We start from the raw sequence: 16723 nt of genomic DNA, 5'->3' as shown, positions 1-16723 counted from the left end.
GAATTTCTCTTTAAGCCTCGAAGGGCAGAAAGTATAACTGATAATCCCGATCTTTTCTCTGCGGCTTTGCGCCTTTGCGTGCCAAAATAACCACGATCCAACTCTGTGAACCTTTGTGTAAAACTCCGCGCCCTCTGTGGTTAAATAGCCGCTAACATTTAAAAATACAACTCATCTGCCACCCTAAATGTATTGCAATGGGCATCCACAATATCCTTAATATCGGGTGAGTAACCGCCGCCCATGCTAACTTGCACCGGTATCCCCCTGGATTTGCACTGCTCCAATACGAAGCGATCGCGGGCTTTGCAAGCCTCTTTGGTAAGGGATAGTTTACCAAGTTTATCTGTAGCCAGGATATCTACCCCGGACAAGTAAAAGATAAAGTCAGGTTTTTGCTGCTCAATTAAGCGGGGAAGTGTGTCATATAAAATGCGCAGGTACTCTTCATCTTCCACACCATCATCTAAGGGAATATCCAAATCAGAGCGCTCCTTGCGGAACGGGAAGTTCTTATCGCCGTGCATCGAAAAAGTGAATACCCTTGGCTCCTGCTGAAATATTTCGGCGGTGCCATTACCCTGGTGCACATCCAGATCTATTATTAAGATAGATGATGATATACCTTTATTTAACAGGCAGTTAGCAGCTATAGCCTGATCATTCAATAAGCAGAAACCTTCGCCCCAATTGCTGCCGGCATGATGAGTGCCGCCCGCTACGTTGAAGGCAATGCCGTGCTCTAAAGCGTAATGGCAGCCATCAATAGTACCTTTGGCGATGCGTATTTCCCGCTCCACCAATCGTGCCGAGAGCGGGAAACCTGTGCGGCGCTGCTCCTTAGGCGGTAAGGTTAGATCTCGCAATTGTTCCCAGTAAGTTTTATTATGGGTAAATAGGATAGTTTCTTCGTCCAATTCTGTGGGCGAGAACAGATTCTCCTCATTTATCAGCCCCTCGTGCAAAAGCTGCGCGGGTATCAGCTCATACTTCAGCATAGGAAATCGATGGCCCGCCGGCAAGGGATGCGCGTAGATAGGATCGTAAGCTATTTTCAGCATCAGTACTTAGCGGGCAAATATCTCGCCCACGTGTTTTTGAATGTTCTCGCAAATGTTATCCAGCGGCAGATCATTAGGGTCGTAACCGAACGGGTCCTCTATCTCTTCCGCTATAAGCTCTATGCTCACGAATACGAACAGTACAAAAGCTATTATCGGGATGATGAAATACTTCAGATCGAATGCCCAGGTAAAGGGCAGCGTCATGATGTAAGTGAAGATAAATTTTTTGATGAATACGCTGTAAGAGAACGGTATAGGCGTTTTTCGGATACGCTCACATGCACCACAATTATCTGTAAATGAAGTTATTTCGGTGGTTATGCTAATTAATTGCTCCGGATTTATTTGCCCTTCGCGGTTTAGTTCGTATATCCGTTTGATCATGTCTGAGGCGATTTGGTTGGGCACGTGCTTTAATGGGTCAATGGCCACAAAGCTTTGCTCTTCCGAACGATAGGTATCGCGCAGGTGGTCGCGCAGGCAGCGCGAATAAAGCGGGATCACATAACTGAAGAAAGCAAAATCCTTTTCGTTTACCAGGTGCCTGAGTTTAATGGCCAGGTTGCGGCTGTTGTTTACCATATTGCCCCAAATTTTTCGCCCTTCCCACCAGCGGTCGTATGCCGAATTGATACGGAAGGCCAGCAATAAAGAGAATACAAAACCAATAGTTTGATGTATGTAACTCACTTTGCGTAAGAGGCTTGTATCGGGCACCTTCAGTACGTCTATCAAAAAAAAAGTAACCGCGCCGGCATAAAGGGCAACGCAAGTCATTAGCGGTAAAAGCTCGCGCAGGGTATCGGCCCGGCTAAACCGGAATATAAGCGAGAACCACTGCCTGGGGTTGTAGTATATCATCGGTTAAGAGTTTGTTGCTTCAAGGGCTTTAAAAAGGCATTCAGCGGCGTTGTACACATCGGTGAAGCTGTTGTAGAGCGGTACAGCGCTCAGGCGTATCACATCCGGCTCGCGCCAATCGCCCATAACGCCATTTTGTTCCAGGTAATTAAAAATAGCGCGCGCATTGTTTTTGCAAACTACCGAAAGCTGTGCACCACGGTCTGCGGCATTTGCCGGGGTGATGATCTTATACACCTCGGTGCCTGCTTTTTGGTTGATACCATTGACAAGGTATTCGAAATATCCTGTCAATCGCTCGCTTTTTGCACGAAGCGTTTTAAGCCCTCCTGCGCGTTCAAAAATTTCCAACGAGGCTTTGTGCAGCGCAAGGAGTAAAATGGGCGCTGTGCTCACGTTCCAGCCCTCTGCGCCGATCTCCGGCTGAAAGCCCGGTGCCATCAAAAAGCGTTTATCCTGCCGGTAACCCCACCAGCCTGCAAAACGGCTCAGCGCATCATCTGCGAAATACTTTTCGTGCACAAAGGCCCCGCTGATACCGCCCGGCCCGGAGTTCATGTATTTGTAGGAACACCAGCTGGCAAAATCGGCACCCCAGTTATGCAACTCCAACGGTACATTACCCGCCGCATGCGCCAGGTCGAACCCAACGTAAGCGCCTGCTTCATGCCCGGCTTTGGCGATGGCCTCCAGATCAAAAAACTGACCAGTGTAATAATTGATACCGCTGAACAGCACCAACGCTAACTCACCGGCATTATCATTGATCTGTCTCAGGATATCTTCGGTACGTAAAGTTACTTCGCCTTCGCGGGGTTTTACTTCTATCACGGCATCCTCCACCGAATAGCCATGAAACTTTACCTGGCTTTCCACCGCATACTGATCGGACGGAAAAGCTCCTGCTTCCATTAGTATTTTATATCGTTTAGTAGTTGGTTTATAGAAGCTTACCATCAATAAATGAAGGTTCACTGTAAGCGAATTCATGATGGTTACCTCGGCAGGTTTTGCGCCGAGGATGTCTGCCAATGTTGGGATAAGCTGTTTATGATAGCTCAACCATGGCGCATCGCCGGTGAACCAGCCTTCTACGGCATGTGTTTCCCAGGCATCCAATTGTGCCTTCAGGTGTTGTTTTGCTGAACGTGGCTGCAACCCAAGCGAGTTGCCGCAAAGGTATATGGCATCTTTACCATTATGCTGCGGGATAAGAAACTCTTGCCGGAAACTCTTCAGCGGGTCATGCTCGTCCTGCTCCAACGCAAAGGCTAATGTGTTTTGGTAGATCATCAGCCAATAATAAATATTTTGAGGCAAAGTTCATTATTCTTTGTGGCGATTCAACCACGGAGAACGCAGAGCTTCCGCGGAGGTTCACAGGGTTTTTTTTGTAGAGACGCGATACTTCGCGTCTCCGTATATCAAAATGCTATCTTCCCGTGCCTGCCCGCATCATACTTCTTGCCCGTTACGGCAGCTTTTAGCACGTTGAACAACACCACCATGCTGCTGCTATTGCCGTCCCAGTATTCGGCATCTGTCGGGGTGATTTTTAGCAGGGTTAGTTTTGGATCCTCCAATCCCTCGGGGAAGAAGGCTTTTACGAACGGATTCCAAAGCTGTTGCATTTTGGCTTTATCGTTCACCAGTTCGGCCTCGCCCATTATGCTGAGGTAGGTATGGTTCTTGGGGTCGCTGTAGGTTAACGATACGGTGTTCTCGACCGATATATCACTTGCTTTTTCAGAATGTTCGCTGGTAAAGAACCAGATATCGCCCTGCTCATCAACCTCGGCAGTCCCCATAGGGCGGCTGCTGAAACCCTTGTCGGCAGTATAGGTGGTAAGCATGGCGGTTTTTACTTCGTTTATTTCATCCCTGAAGAATTTCAGGCTTTCGGTAGTTGGGTGTCCACTCATCTTTTTAGGAGCTTTAGATGAATTTTAACGGACGCGAATTTTATTTGTTTGGCTTGCTCACAAATTTATTGCCGCGCACATAAAATCGGTACGGCAATAGAGCATCCTCGCCTGCATAATCAACACCAATTCGAGGACCGGTCGCTACTTCTTCGTCCGGGAAACTCAGCCCCCTGTCTTCCACCCAAATGGTATCGCTTTGAAGGCTAAAGGCATTTATGGCACGCGAGATACCCAAAGCTTTAGCCACCGAACCAGGCCCTTTGGTGATGTTGGGTTTCAGTGTTTCCATATTGCGGCGGGCCATTATTACATCCACACCATCAGTAGGTACCACAGCGCGGATAAGGATGGCATGCGGCTGCCCTTCAACAGAAGTAACGATATTGAACATCTCGTGAATGCCATAACACAGGTAAACATATGCAATGCCGCCCTGCGCGAACATGGTTTTGGTGCGGGGCGTAATACGGTTACCATACGAGTGCGATGCTTTATCTACAATGCCGTTGTAAGCCTCTGTTTCAACAATATATCCACCGGTAACTACACCATCTATTTTAGTGAACAGGTATTTGCCAATGAGGTCACGACTGAGGGCGACCACATCGCTGCCGAGGTAATAGCTTTCGGGTAGTTTCATGGCTTTTGCAGTATATCGGCAAGCAGGGCATTTACTTCATCTGCCCTATCGTATATCATAATGTGCGTACCGCCTTTGATAATGGCTGTTGGGTTCTTTATATTTTTCCAGGGGAAAACAGTATCCTTGTCGCCTATAATGTGATAAAGGTTGGCAATTGGTTCGGTGTTGTTGAAATACAATACTGCGTGCATGGCCCATTTTAGAAATACAGGCGATGAGTTAGCCAGCATGCTTTGGAAATCCGCCAGGTCATCAGGCTCCATAGCACCGAAGAACGGCCTCGCCATAAAGCCTACTTTAGTCATGATGTCAGCCGGGATAGGTTTATAAACCGGCACCTTCTGAAAAACGCTGAAATACCATGGCGCTTCATCGGCTGTTTTAATGCTCGATATAAGTATCACCTTTTGCAACTTTACTTGTTTGGCAATTTCCACACTTAACATACCACCCAGCGAGTTGCCAATGGCTATTGCCCCATCCTGTATATTGTATTGTTTTATAAGCTTTTGCGCGTAGGTGGTTAAAGTATCCTCCGCATCGGGTAGCACCCATTCAACCTTTGTGCATTCGTAATTCTCGGGCAGTTTTATCTTCTTGTAGATTCGGCTATCGGCACCCAGGCCGGGCAGTAAAAAAACCTTCGTCATTAAAATTTGATGAGTTTAATGATGTCGCCTAAATACTGTGCATCCGTTTCGTCGAACTCCGCCAGCTCGCTGCTATCCACATCCAATACCCCTACTACTTCACCATCCTTAAACAATGGCAGCACAATTTCCGAGCGGGATAGCGAGCTACAGGCAATATGCCCCGGAAACTCTTCCACATCAGGCACTACAAGTGTTTTAGCCTGCTCCCATGCGGCACCACAAACGCCTTTGCCTTTGCCAATACGTGTACAAGCCACCGGCCCCTGGAAAGGGCCCAATACCAACTCGCCATCCTTAACCAAATAAAAACCCACCCAAAACCATTTAAATTGCTCTTTTAACGCTGCAGCCACGTTGGCCAGGTTAGCCACCAAGTCGGGTTCACCGTATAGCAAAGCCTCTATTTGCGGTATGAGTGATGTGTATTGTTCGGCCTTATCTACCGAGGTTATTATTTTCAGGTCTTCTGCCATGGTGTAAAAGTAGTGATGAAGGTGCAAAACTAAATAAGACGAATATCATATTTAATATTTTACTTCGCAATTGATGATCATTAGCCTCACCATCGTTCGTTACCGTAAGGCATTTGTCCCGTTCGCCCTGCTTGCTATGGCACTGCATCGGCTACCTATGTGGCTGCAGCAAGGCTGCACCTTTTGGAAACTGCTGGGCAGCGGCCGTAATGGCACCTTCGACCTGCAGCCCGACTGGCAGCAATGGGGGCTATTAGCTGTTTGGGAAAGCCGGGAGGACTACGATGCCTTCAGTCAGAAATCGGCAGTGAGCAAATGGTGGCGTTTGCTTGCGAAAGAGGAATGGACGGTACTATGCCACCCCATAGCCAGCCATGGTAAATGGGATGGAAAAGAACCTTTTGGTAAACCCGAAGGCAAGATAGCCGAAGGCCCTGTTGCGGTACTCACCCGCGCCACCATTAAAATGAGCCGACTTAAAAACTTCTGGAGCCATGTGGATGAAGTAGCCGAACTCATGTCTAAAGCACCAGGCTACATTACATCTATAGGTATTGGCGAAGCGCCTGTTTACCGGCAAGCCACGTTTTCGGTTTGGGAAAGCATGGAGCACATGAAATCTTTCGCCTACGGCAGTAAGCAACATGCCGAGGTGATCAAAAAAACGCGTAGCGAAGGCTGGTACAGCGAAGAACTTTTTGCGCGTTTCGCCATTATGGAGAGCCACGGAACAATAAACGGGAAGAACCCACTGGAGGGAATTTGGAATAACGAATCATGAATTTCGAATAACGAATATCGAAGTTGAGCATCCTTCATCATTCGATATTTAACATTCGATGTTCGACATTAAACAAATACATACCATGAGAATAATAGCAGAGCTACCCCACCCTGATTTTAAAATATCTATCCTGAGCATGAACCAAAAGTTTATTGTGAAGATGGAGAAAGGCACTCTCGAACAAAGTTTCAAGATCCCCGAAATGGACCTTACCGACGGCGTAAACAGCGTATTCGAGATACTTGATGAAGCATTTTTAAAAACCGTTTCGGAGCGCTTTACACAAATGGGTAAAGATTACAAAGATGCGTACTATCGCTACAATTACTAATTATAATATACTGATAAATAGATAGTTAATTTCAAATCAATTCAACATCAGAATTATATTTGGCAAAACAGCGCTGTTTTAGCCTATAAAAAGGATCGCAGCGAACTAAAAAAGCCTCTATTTTAATACAACAATCTGATAATCATGTAAATTAAGGCAATAGGAAAAATTATATTCTGTGGTTGAAACTACCAAATTAATGAGAAGTCGGAAGCAATAGGCGCAGTTTTCATGGGTGGAGGTACTAAGTTAAGGATAAGAAATTAACGCGACGTGTTTGATTCAAAACAAAAAATGCCACCCAATCATGGATGGCATTTTCTGTTTCTAAATATAACAGGGTTAGCTCATCAATTCGTCAACTAACATCGGAACCCCTACCGTAGCTTTAAATGGCATAGCCACTACCCTGCTGCCCGGAGATACAGGAATATTAGGATCAATGATGTAGCGGGTTACTTCGCGGGGTACATAGTCAATAAGCCCGGCTGCGGGGTACACTGCCAGCGATGTGCCTACTAAAATAAAGATATCGGCCTCGCCACATAGCCTCGCGGCCGGTTCTATCATCGGCACTGCCTCGCCGAACCATACTACATGCGCGCGCAGTTGCGAGCCCAGTTCGCACTTCTCGCCCATCTTTATTTCCCAACCGTCAATAGGGTAAGTAAGCCGCGGATTCATGCTCGATTGTGAGCGGGTAATAATGCCATGCAGGTGCATAACATTGGCAGAGCCGGCACGCTCGTGCAGGTCGTCGATATTTTGGGTGATGATGCGTACGTCGTATTTTTCCTGCAGTCGGGCCAATGCAAAATGGGCAGCGTTGGGCTGTGCTTCTAAGACGGTTTTGCGGCGTTCGTTGTAAAATTGCTGCACCAGTGCGGGGTTGCGGCGCCAGGCCTCGGGCGTGGCTACGTCTTCAATATCGTAGCCCTCCCACAGCCCGTCGCTGTCGCGGAATGTTTTCAAGCCACTCTCGGCACTAATGCCGGCACCGGTTAGGATAACTATCTTCTTCATTGTGATAATGATTAAACGAACTTAATATTTTACCGCAAAGAAAGCAAAGGATTGGCTTGTTTATTAGCGCAAAGAATGCAGAGCTTTTGGTTAAATAGCCAATAAGAACTATAACGCCTTTATATAATCCAGAAATAAATAAAGTGCTTTCTTCTTCTCCTCTGTCAAGTCAAAATCCAGTTTATGCATCAGGTAATCTTCCAGGTCGAAGTCTGCGCGTTGGGGTAACTCTTTCAGTAACTCGTGGCGGTGGGCAAGCCCATGGCGTAGGGCATTATCAAACTCCTGCATAAAATCGGCAGGGATAGGTTTGTTGGCTATCCAGGCAGCAAATACAAATGGCAAGCCGGTGAATTTTAGCCACTCGGCAGATAGGTCGTAAACAAAGGGGTAAGCCTCGGCTTTACCAAAAGTGCGGTCACCGATCTGTACAAAGGCGGTGTTCGGGTCAGTTGATGTGGAATAATCTTCGGCACCAACAATTAATTCTGGCTGTACCTGCCAAAAGTTCTTCATCAGTACTTTGGCCAGGTTATTAGAACTACGCGATTGCGGATCTAACTGCACAGTTTTTACATCCTTAATATCGCAATTGCTGAAAATGAAAACAGAGTTAACAGCACCTAAAGTGCCAATGCAGTAATTAGATACTATTTCCCAGTGAGGCAAGCTTAGCGTGGCCGCAACGGGTATCAGGCCAATGTCGGCCTTATCATCTATCAGTTTTTGTGCGCAGTCTGAGGGCATATCGAGGCTTAGCTCGATCTTGTCCATTATTGCTGAATCTTGTAGTCCGTATAAAAAGGGCTTGGTATTGGTATAACTAACGGCGGATATTCTGATCTTGTTCAAAATCTTCGGGTGTTTTTAGATGGTCGGCATTGTTGAAATCAACAATAGTAAACTTGCTGCCATCGTAAGTGAGCTTATAAAGCACCAGGTTTTGGTGCGGAAAGGTATCCATTTCGGATAGTGGTTTTTCGGTAAGGATGCAAAGCAACAAGCGCAACGCACGGCCATGCATACATACCAATACGGTTTTTTCTTCGGGGTGGCTCATGATCACATCCATGGCCTCCAGTTGGCGTACCTTAACTTCGTTAGGGCTTTCGCCGCCTTCAAATTTAACATCAAGGTTGCCGGCCACCCATTCGCGCATTACGTGCAAAAACTCAGCCTTCAGTTCGGGCGATGATGCCTGCCCTTCGTGAATGCCCCAGGCTAACTCATCTAAACCCGGTAATTTCTCAAAGGGAATGCCTGTATCAATAAAAGGCTGTATACTTTGCTGCGTACGCTTCAGAGCTGAAATGTATATTTTATCAAACGGCACATCTTTATACGCGTTATAAAACTGCGCAGCTTGCACACGGCCCTCATCATTCAGATCGGTGTTTTTACCGCGGCCTTGTATAATGCCCAGCTTATTCAGTTCGGTTTGCCCGTGGCGGACGATGTATAGAGTTTTATTCATTGAGTCATTGGGTCATTGAGTCATCGGCATATCGGGTTATTGCGCCAAACAAAATAATGACTCAATGACCCAATGATAAAATGACCTAATTTATTACCGGCAACTTATAGTACTTTGGCTTTTCTGTTTCCTCGAACTGGTAGTCCTTGTAGTCGGTTACCACATTGTAAAGCGTATCGCGCTCTATGGGGTGGCGGCCAGCGTTTTTAATGAGTTCTACCAATTGCTTGGTGCTCATGGCGGGGTGCTGTTCTTCGGCACCTGCCATAGAGTATATTTTGGTGGTATCGTCGAGCGTGCCGTCAATATCATCCACACCAAAGTTTAACGATAGTTGCGCTGTGGTGCGGCTTATCATGGCCCAATAGGCTTTTACGTGGTCGAAGTTATCCAGATATATACGGGCTATGGCGTAGTTGCGCAGATCCTCTACCACGGTAGACTCGGGCACGTTACTCATCTGATTATCCTGGTTGCGGAATTTCAGCGGGATAAATGTTTGGAAACCACCGGTACGGTCCTGCAATTGGCGCAGTTGTTCCATGTGGTCAACCCTATGCCAAAATTGTTCTATGTGGCCATAAAGCATGGTAGCGTTAGATCGCATACCTATTTTATGCCATTCTTCGTGTATGGCCAACCATTGGTCGCCGGTACATTTGTCTTTAGCTATCTGGTCGCGCACCTCGGGGTGGAATATCTCGGCACCACCGCCCGGCATCGATTCCAGGCCTGCATCTTTCATCAGTTGCATGCCCGTGGCGTAATCAATTTTAGCCTTCTTGAAGATGTAATGATACTCTACTGGCGTAAGTGCCTTTACGTGCAAGTCGGGGCGATGTCGCTTGATGCTGCTGAAAAGTTCGGTATAAAAAGGCAGATCGTATTGCGGCAATACACCGCCGACGATATGCACTTCTGTAACAGGCTGCCCGTCGTACTTTTTCACCATGTTCAGCATATCTTCCATGGTGTACTCCCACCCTTCGCTGCGCTGTTTAATCAGGCGCGAGTAGGAACAGAATTTACAATCATACACACACAGGTTGGTGGGCTCGATATGGAAATTACGGTTGAAGTAAGTTTTATCGCCGTGTTTTTGTTCGCGGATGTAGTTAGCCAGCACGCCCAAGTAACCCAGTTCGGCCTTCTCGTAAAGCAGAACGCCTTCGTCAAAAGTTATACGCTGGTTATGGAGTACCTTTTGGGCGATGGCTTTAAGTTCAGGCAAAAGCTGCGGGTTGTTCAACAACATCCCGAAATTTTCTGATACTTCCATTTTAGAAAAATAGTTTCGGCAAAGGTAGCAAAATGCAGCAATTATGCAGGGCTGTATTTTGCTACCGGTGTTTAAACACCTAAAATGACCGTGGCTTTACAGTGTAAGGCGAGCCCACTATCAGATAGATTTTACGTACACTTTCACGTTTTTTATATAAACGCCGGTAAAGCAATCATCGGCGCAGTTGTTAGGGATAAAGCCGGCGGCCGAAACTATACCATTATTATCAGCACGGAAAACCACTTCATTTTGGGCTCTGCTTACGTTAAGCAATTCGGTTTTTGCTTTGGTATATATTTGGTCGAGCGTGAGCGTTTCAAAGCCATCATCGTGCGTATTCAAAGTTACGCCGCTTTCCGTCCATTTTGTTATTGTATCTGCAACCATAGGCACCGCAGTTGTACGCGTACGGAAAAAATCGCGCCCTACCACTTTGCCGTTCAGCACCGTTATCTTCGATTCTGCATAAATACCTGTCCACGAACCATAGTAGGTAACATAGCTATAAGAGTTATTTGACGATTTTTTAAATGATTGCCAGGCAGCGTAGCTATCATCATACCCGGTAACTACTTCTTCTTTTTTGCAGGCAGATAAGCCCAGTGCCACTATAATTATTAGTAAGGATAGGTTTCTCATTAATTGTGATTTTAACTTATTACGCAGGCAATTACGCATACGCTACAGCAAATACGAAAAAATTCCATTTAATTTGGCAACAACACCAAGCCTCTCTCTCATTATGAAAATAGAAACTATTGCTATACACGCCGGAAACCATATAGATGCGGGCACCCGCGCCGTTGTGCAACCCATTATAACAGCTACTACCTTTCAGCGTGGCGAAGACGGCGGCTTCCCCGGCGGGCATATTTATACACGTGCATCAAACCCCAACCGTACTTCGTTAGAACAACTGCTGGCCAAACTGGAGGGTGGTGAAGATGCTGCGGCATTTTCGTCAGGCAATGCAGCGGGTATGTCGGTTTTCCAGGCTTTGGAGCCGGGCAGCCATATTATTGCGCCTGATGATATGTACCACGGCTTGCGCAACCAACTTAAGCTGCTGTTCGCGGGTATACTGGAGGTCGATTTTATTGATGTGAACGATAGTGAAGTGCTACAGGCACACATTCGCCCTAACACTAAGCTGATATGGCTGGAAACGCCATCCAATCCCCTCCTGAAAATAACCGACATTAAACAAGTGGTTGCCATTTCAGCCAACCACGGTATCAGGGTAGTTTGCGATAATACTTTTGCTACCCCGCTTTGCCAGCAGCCATTGGCTTTGGGTGCCGATATGATAATGCACTCCACCACCAAATACTTCGGCGGGCACAGTGACCTGCTGGGTGGTGCGCTTATCACGGCCAAAAAGGATGCTTTTTGGGAGAAGGTGCGTACCGTACAAACCATGGGCGGCGCAGTACCCTCGCCCACTGATTGCTATTACCTTACCCGCAGTATAAAAACGCTACCTTATCGTATGCGCGGGCATATGAACAACGCGCAGCTATTGGCCGAATATTTAGAGGCACATCCCAAAGTTGAAAGGGTAATGTACCCCGGTTTACCCTCGCATCCGCAACACGCCATTGCCAAAGCGCAGATGGCCGGTTTTGGTGCAGTATTATCCTTCCAACTAAAAGGCGGCGAGGCAGAAGCCAAGCGTGTGGTTAATGCAGGACAATTGTTTACACAAGCAACAAGCCTGGGCGGAGTGGAAAGTTTGATAGAACACCGCGCTTCCGTTGAAGGACCGGATACTAAAACGCCTTTTAACTTATTGCGGGTATCGGTTGGGTTGGAGCATATTGATGATCTGATAGCGGATATGGAGAGGGCGTTGGGGTAATTCTTCTTTGCTGCCACGAGTTTTCAACTCGTGGTGTCGCATAAAGTCAGCTTTCAGCTTCCATCAGCTGAAAGCTTCCTCAATGCGGTACCACGAGATAAGCTTCGCTAATCTCGCGGCAGCGAAAATATAATCCCCTTCCCTTCTTTGCGCCTCTGCGTCTTTGCGTGAAAAAAACACTGCACTGTTGCATCTTTACAATAAAATTAAAATATAATTTGCATAATAAAACTGCATTCGCATATATTTGCCCCTGTTGATCGGTAGATCATTCCATAATCAATTCCCTTCAAAAGGATTTTGATTTATAAAGAAGCGGCGAGAGATCAGGCTCGAAAACCCGCTGGCAACCCTCCAAAGTGGAGAAGGTGCCAATTCCTGTCCCGGAAAAAGTATACCCGGGGGATATAAATTTTAAGATCATGAAAATTACAGCTTACGTATCTCAACAGTCTTTACAGCAACCCTACCCGGGCCAAACTGCTACATACAACCAAATTATTGGCTGTATTTGCATGTGTTGCTGCTGTTGATCCCCGTACACGTCCTCTTTTTCCATTTCCCGAAAAACGCGTGGTACCCTCAGGGATAGCAGTATCCTGTCGTAATTACACATTTTCAAATCACAAAACCTTTTAGATCTACACATCATGTCAAACTTAAAATTCGAAACACTACAACTACACGCAGGCCAGGAAGTTGATGCCACTACAGGCGCACGCGCTGTGCCATTGTATCAAACAACTTCATATGTATTTCATAACGCCGAGCACGGCGCCAACCTGTTCGCCCTGAAAGAATTTGGCAATATATATACCCGTTTGATGAACCCCACTACTGATGTTTTTGAGAAACGCATTGCTGCGCTCGAAGGTGGCGTGGCAGCTTTGGCAACATCATCGGGCCAGGCGGCGCAATTCATCGCATTAAACAATATTTTACAGGCCGGCGATAACTTTGTTACCTCACCCTATCTGTACGGCGGCACCTACAATCAATTCAAGGTTGCCTTTAAACGCCTGGGTATAGATGTGCGCTTTGCTGCCGATGATATGGCCGAAAGCATTGAGCAACATATAGACGATAAAACAAAGGCTATTTATGTAGAAACCATTGGCAACCCCGGTTTCAATATCCCTGATTTTGAAAAGCTGGCAGCCCTGGCCAACAAGCACGACCTGCCGCTTATAGTAGATAATACCTTTGCTGCAGGCGGTTATTTGTTCCGCCCGCTGCAACATGGTGCGCACGTTGTGGTAGAATCTACCACCAAATGGATAAACGGCCATGGCACCAGCATTGGCGGTGTTATTGTTGATGGTGGTAATTACAACTGGGGCAACGGTAAATACCCGCAATTTACCGAACCATCCGAAGGTTACCACGGTTTGGTTTTTGCCGATGTATTTGGCGTTAACGGTCCTTTTGGTAATATACAGTTCATTATACGTGCCCGTGTAGAAGGTTTGCGCGACTTAGGCCCTTCGCAATCGCCATTCAATTCGTGGTTGAATATACAGGGATTAGAAACGCTGTCGTTACGCGTACAGCGCCATGTAGATAATGCGCTTGAACTGGCCAAATGGCTGGAGCAGCATCCGCAAGTGACCAAAGTAAATTACCCGGGGCTCGAATCATCGCCGCAGCATACGCTTGCCAAAAAGTATTTAAAAAATGGCTTTGGTGCAGTACTGTCTTTTGAACTAAATGGCGATAAAGAACTGGCATCGGCAGTGATAGATAACCTTAAACTGGTAAGCCATTTGGCTAACGTGGGCGATGCCAAAACGCTGATCATTCAGCCATCGGCAACTACGCATCAACAACTGAGTGATGCCGAGCAATTAAGCGCCGGTGTTACCCCTGCCCTGCTGCGCGTTGCTGTAGGTATTGAACATATTGATGATATTAAAGCCGACTTTGCCCAGGCATTTGCCAAGGTGGCCGAGTTGGAACTAACATAACGATCTTTATTTTTTAGTTTTTTTAAGTGATGTTATCAGGGAGCGGTTGTAGGTTACCGCTCCCGAAATAACAAAAGGACACAAATGAGTTTACAAACTTTTACGTATACAGGTACTTTCGAACTGGAGAACGGCACCAAATTACAGGGGCTGCAAATAGGCTATAATACATACGGCACCTTAAATGCCAACCGCGATAACGTGATTTGGGTATGCCATGCACTCACCGCCAATTCGGATGTTTTTGATTGGTGGAAAGGCCTTTTTGGCGCTACCGACCATTTTAACCCCGAAGAGCATTTTGTTATTTGCGCTAATGTGCTGGCATCGCCTTATGGTACGCTTAGTCCGCTGGATACTAATCCTACTACCGGGCAACCATACTATCTTTCGTTCCCCGAGGTTACCATACGCGATATGGTGAAGGCTCATCAATTGCTGGCCGACCACTTAAAGATCGATCAAATAGAAATGCTGCTTGGTGGTTCACTTGGCGGACAACAGGCATTAGAATGGAGTATCGTAGACCCGCAGCGTATCAAAAACCTGATACTGATAGCAACGAATGCTAAACATTCGCCATGGGGCATTGCCTTTAACGAATCGCAGCGTCTGGCCCTGGCTGCCGATCCTACCTTTTTTAGCAACACGCCGGATGGCGGCAGCAATGGCTTAAAGGCCGCGCGCAGCATTGCACTATTATCTTACCGCACCTACAAAACCTACGATATTACCCAGCAGGAAGACGGTAACGACCTTACCGGCAACTTCAAAGCATCGAGCTACCAAAACTACCAGGGACAGAAATTAGTGAACAGGTACAATGCCTACAGCTACTATTATTTAACCAAAGCTATGGATTCGCATAATGTGGGCCGTGGCCGCGGCAGTGTAGATAAAGCGCTTGCCCAGGTGAAAGCTCGCACGCTGGTTATTGGCATCAAATCGGATGTATTGTTCCCTATTGAAGAGCAGCAATACCTGTTCAGGCATATACCCAAAGCTGCCTTTGCCGAACTGGATTCGTTTTACGGACACGACGGCTTTTTAATTGAAACACAAGATTTAACAAATATTATCAAATCCTTTTTTAAAACAGACGTAAAGGGAAAAATTATAGAATTGCAAAAAATAGCTTAATGAGTAAGAAATTGAATATAGGCCTATTCGGGTTCGGAGTAGTAGGCCAGGGACTTTATGATATTATCCGCACTAAAAACCTCAACCTCGAAATAAAGAAAATAGCCATTAAAAACCCGGGCAAGCTACGCACGCTGCCGCAGGAGCTTTTTACTACCGACCGCGATGAGCTATTGAACAACCCCGAGATAAATACCATTGTTGAACTGATAAACGATACCGAGGCTGCATTCGAAATTGTTTCGCGTGCGCTGGCTTCGGGCAAAAACGTAGTATCGGCCAGCAAGAAAATGATAGCCACCTACCTGAATGAGTTGATAGAGCTGCAGGAGAAACACGGTACCTCGTTGTTATATGAAGGCGCGGTTTGTGGCAGTATCCCTATCATCCGTAACCTGGAAGAATACTATGATAACGAGCTATTGCATTCTATCAGCGGTATATTCAATGGTTCATCAAACTACATCCTCTCGAAAGGATTTTTAGAGAATTTGGATTACGCCAGCGCACTTAAACAAGCGCAGGACCTGGGCTTCGCCGAAACCGACCCTACTATGGATGTTGGTGGCTACGATGCCAAATACAAACTCATTATTGCTGCAACACATGCTTACGGTGTGATCATTGACCCGCAAGAAGTGCTGAATATTGGTATACAAAACCTGAGCGCTAATGATTTGCAATACGCCCGCGAAAAGAACCTGAAAATAAAACTGGTACCGGTTGCCAAAGAACTTGATGCCCGCAACATGGCCATGTTTGTGCTGCCAAAATTTGTTACCGAAAGCGAATTTTTATACAACGTAGAGTACGAATACAATGGCGTAACTGTACAAGCCGCCTTTGCAGACCAGCAATTCTTCTTCGGGAAAGGTGCCGGTGGCCACCCTACCGGCTCGGCAGTATTATCAGACATTGCCGCCCTGCGTTACGATTACGGCTACGAATACAAAAAAGCCAAAGCCGTAAAAGGACTGAACTTTACCAACGATATAGAAATAAATATTTACCTGCGTTATGAAGACGAAGCACTGGTGGAAGCACTTGGCTTTGAGTCGATAAAGGAACGTTACTACTCAGGGGAGTATAAATTTGTTATCGGAAAGATTAATCTGCAAAAACTGATCGACAACAAGCAGCGTATATCAGATAACAAGGCATTCGTAGCCTTTGCCGATCAGCTAACAGGGGTCAGTTTAGCCCCGGCAAAAATACTGAACGCCGAAGTTTTATAGTAGATTCTTTGGC

The 16723-nt window shown here is 46.4% G+C and carries 18 protein-coding genes and 1 riboswitch; of the genes, 6 read left to right on the top strand and 12 right to left on the bottom strand.

Annotated features, from left to right (window positions below; translation table 11 throughout):
- Nucleotides 1-158 precede the first annotated feature (158 nt).
- From BC343_RS03385 to BC343_RS03355, 7 genes are all read right to left on the bottom strand, one after another.
- The gene (locus BC343_RS03385) at nucleotides 159-1061 is read right to left on the bottom strand and encodes a histone deacetylase family protein (protein WP_078346296.1); all 903 of its coding nucleotides are present in this window, start codon (nucleotides 1059-1061) and stop codon (nucleotides 159-161) included.
- Nucleotides 1062-1067: 6 nt separating this feature from the next.
- A complete protein-coding gene (locus tag BC343_RS03380) occupies nucleotides 1068-1925 on the bottom strand; it encodes a bestrophin family protein (RefSeq protein WP_078346295.1) in 858 nt (285 codons plus the stop codon).
- 3 nt (nucleotides 1926-1928) lie between these two features.
- Entirely contained in the window at nucleotides 1929-3218 is a 1290-nt protein-coding gene (gene kynU / locus BC343_RS03375) for a kynureninase (RefSeq protein WP_078346294.1), read from the bottom strand.
- Nucleotides 3219-3349: 131 nt separating this feature from the next.
- Nucleotides 3350-3847, bottom strand: coding sequence for a pyridoxamine 5'-phosphate oxidase family protein (locus tag BC343_RS03370; RefSeq protein ID WP_078346293.1), 498 nt, complete (start codon nucleotides 3845-3847; stop codon nucleotides 3350-3352).
- A 40-nt stretch (nucleotides 3848-3887) separates the two neighbouring features.
- Nucleotides 3888-4490, bottom strand: a complete 603-nt coding sequence (locus BC343_RS03365) for a DNA-3-methyladenine glycosylase (protein WP_078346292.1) — start codon at nucleotides 4488-4490, stop codon at nucleotides 3888-3890.
- The gene (locus BC343_RS03360) at nucleotides 4487-5143 is read right to left on the bottom strand and encodes an alpha/beta fold hydrolase (protein ID WP_078346291.1); all 657 of its coding nucleotides are present in this window, start codon (nucleotides 5141-5143) and stop codon (nucleotides 4487-4489) included. The genes BC343_RS03365 and BC343_RS03360 overlap by 4 nt, the downstream gene beginning before the upstream one ends.
- Nucleotides 5143-5619, bottom strand: a complete 477-nt coding sequence (locus tag BC343_RS03355; RefSeq protein ID WP_078346290.1) for a GAF domain-containing protein — start codon at nucleotides 5617-5619, stop codon at nucleotides 5143-5145. The genes BC343_RS03360 and BC343_RS03355 overlap by 1 nt, the downstream gene beginning before the upstream one ends.
- Before the next feature lie 73 nt (nucleotides 5620-5692).
- Between BC343_RS03355 and BC343_RS03350 the strand changes: the two genes are divergently transcribed.
- Both BC343_RS03350 and BC343_RS03345 read left to right on the top strand, forming a co-directional pair.
- Nucleotides 5693-6400 (top strand): DUF3291 domain-containing protein, encoded by a 708-nt coding sequence (locus tag BC343_RS03350; RefSeq protein WP_078346289.1) that lies wholly within the window; start codon nucleotides 5693-5695, stop codon nucleotides 6398-6400.
- An 85-nt stretch (nucleotides 6401-6485) separates the two neighbouring features.
- The gene (locus BC343_RS03345) at nucleotides 6486-6734 is read left to right on the top strand and encodes a hypothetical protein (protein WP_078346495.1); all 249 of its coding nucleotides are present in this window, start codon (nucleotides 6486-6488) and stop codon (nucleotides 6732-6734) included.
- A gap of 342 nt (nucleotides 6735-7076) precedes the next feature.
- Here BC343_RS03345 and BC343_RS03340 read toward each other — a convergent pair whose 3' ends face one another.
- The 5 genes from BC343_RS03340 to BC343_RS03320 all read right to left on the bottom strand — a co-directional run bounded on the left by BC343_RS03340 (nucleotide 7077) and on the right by BC343_RS03320 (nucleotide 11152).
- Nucleotides 7077-7757 carry an SIR2 family NAD-dependent protein deacylase gene (locus BC343_RS03340; RefSeq protein ID WP_078346288.1) on the bottom strand — a complete coding sequence of 227 codons (681 nt, stop codon included), beginning with the start codon at nucleotides 7755-7757 and terminating at the stop codon, nucleotides 7077-7079.
- A 108-nt stretch (nucleotides 7758-7865) separates the two neighbouring features.
- Nucleotides 7866-8609 (bottom strand): menaquinone biosynthetic enzyme MqnA/MqnD family protein, encoded by a 744-nt coding sequence (locus BC343_RS03335; protein ID WP_078346287.1) that lies wholly within the window; start codon nucleotides 8607-8609, stop codon nucleotides 7866-7868.
- Nucleotides 8581-9231, bottom strand: a complete 651-nt coding sequence (locus BC343_RS03330) for a histidine phosphatase family protein (protein WP_078346286.1) — start codon at nucleotides 9229-9231, stop codon at nucleotides 8581-8583. The genes BC343_RS03335 and BC343_RS03330 overlap by 29 nt, the downstream gene beginning before the upstream one ends.
- 85 nt (nucleotides 9232-9316) lie before the next feature.
- Nucleotides 9317-10510, bottom strand: coding sequence for an aminofutalosine synthase MqnE (mqnE, locus tag BC343_RS03325; protein WP_078346285.1), 1194 nt, complete (start codon nucleotides 10508-10510; stop codon nucleotides 9317-9319).
- A 120-nt stretch (nucleotides 10511-10630) separates the two neighbouring features.
- Nucleotides 10631-11152 carry a hypothetical protein gene (locus BC343_RS03320; RefSeq protein WP_143822045.1) on the bottom strand — a complete coding sequence of 174 codons (522 nt, stop codon included), beginning with the start codon at nucleotides 11150-11152 and terminating at the stop codon, nucleotides 10631-10633.
- A gap of 103 nt (nucleotides 11153-11255) precedes the next feature.
- Here BC343_RS03320 and BC343_RS03315 point away from each other — a divergent pair, with 103 nt between their 5' ends.
- The 4 genes from BC343_RS03315 (at nucleotide 11256) to BC343_RS03295 (ending at nucleotide 16710) form a co-directional block, all read left to right on the top strand.
- Nucleotides 11256-12371: a trans-sulfuration enzyme family protein gene (locus BC343_RS03315; protein WP_078346283.1), complete on the top strand. Its 1116-nt coding sequence runs from the start codon at nucleotides 11256-11258 to the stop codon at nucleotides 12369-12371.
- 302 nt (nucleotides 12372-12673) lie between these two features.
- Nucleotides 12674-12785, top strand: a riboswitch (SAM riboswitch).
- 236 nt (nucleotides 12786-13021) lie between these two features.
- Nucleotides 13022-14335 carry an O-acetylhomoserine aminocarboxypropyltransferase/cysteine synthase family protein gene (locus tag BC343_RS03305; protein WP_078346281.1) on the top strand — a complete coding sequence of 438 codons (1314 nt, stop codon included), beginning with the start codon at nucleotides 13022-13024 and terminating at the stop codon, nucleotides 14333-14335.
- 84 nt (nucleotides 14336-14419) lie between these two features.
- Nucleotides 14420-15475: a homoserine O-acetyltransferase family protein gene (locus tag BC343_RS03300; RefSeq protein ID WP_078346280.1), complete on the top strand. Its 1056-nt coding sequence runs from the start codon at nucleotides 14420-14422 to the stop codon at nucleotides 15473-15475.
- Nucleotides 15475-16710: a homoserine dehydrogenase gene (locus tag BC343_RS03295; protein ID WP_078346279.1), complete on the top strand. Its 1236-nt coding sequence runs from the start codon at nucleotides 15475-15477 to the stop codon at nucleotides 16708-16710. The genes BC343_RS03300 and BC343_RS03295 overlap by 1 nt, the downstream gene beginning before the upstream one ends.
- Nucleotides 16711-16723: the final 13 nt, after the last annotated feature.

This window comes from Mucilaginibacter pedocola, assembly GCF_002013915.1.
GTDB lineage: Bacteria > Bacteroidota > Bacteroidia > Sphingobacteriales > Sphingobacteriaceae > Mucilaginibacter > Mucilaginibacter pedocola.
This window is presented reverse-complemented; position numbering and strand designations above follow the sequence as displayed.